This is a genomic window from Mesorhizobium sp. ArgA1 (assembly GCF_053714375.1).
Window position 1 is genome coordinate 1 of sequence record NZ_JBSKBQ010000131.1, and the last position, 518, is coordinate 518.

The 518-nt window shown below is 66.0% G+C and carries 1 protein-coding gene; it reads right to left on the reverse strand.

Annotation, left to right across the window (positions count from 1 at the left end; translation table 11 throughout):
• Positions 1–518: Ig-like domain-containing protein (locus ACWGTI_RS32675; RefSeq protein WP_454590685.1), on the reverse strand; the 518-nt coding region annotated here is incomplete at both ends.

The following is a 518-nucleotide window of genomic DNA, read 5'->3' on the forward strand; positions in this document are numbered from 1 at the left end:
GCTACCGGGATCAATACGGTCGGCGTTCCATCGCCGATCGAAATCGTCAGCGTGGTGTGCGAGGTGTCGCCGTCGCCATCCTTGATCGTGTAGGTGAAGACGTCGTTGACGCCGCCGGGCGAGCCGGCATCGCGAACGTAGCTGTAGGTGCCGTCGGCGGCCAGCGTCAGCTTGCCGTAGGTGCCCTGGATTTCGACGCCGAGGGTGGCTGCATTGTCGACAGCGGCATTGGTGTTGCCAGCCTGAACGCCAACCACTGTCGCGCCGTCGGCGCCCTTGGTGTCGGCGCCCGCCGCATTGCCGTCGGACCCGCTGCCATCGATTACATTGCCGCCGACCGGCCCGAACGAGCCCGCCGCCACCGCATCGGTATCGGCGACCGCTGTTGGCACGTCGTCGACGATGTTGATGACCAGATTGCCGGCTGGCGCCGGATCGCCGTCGGCGTCGGTCACCACCACCGCGAAGCTGGTGCTCGACGGATCGGTCAGCGTGTTGTCGATGAGCGTGTAGGAGTA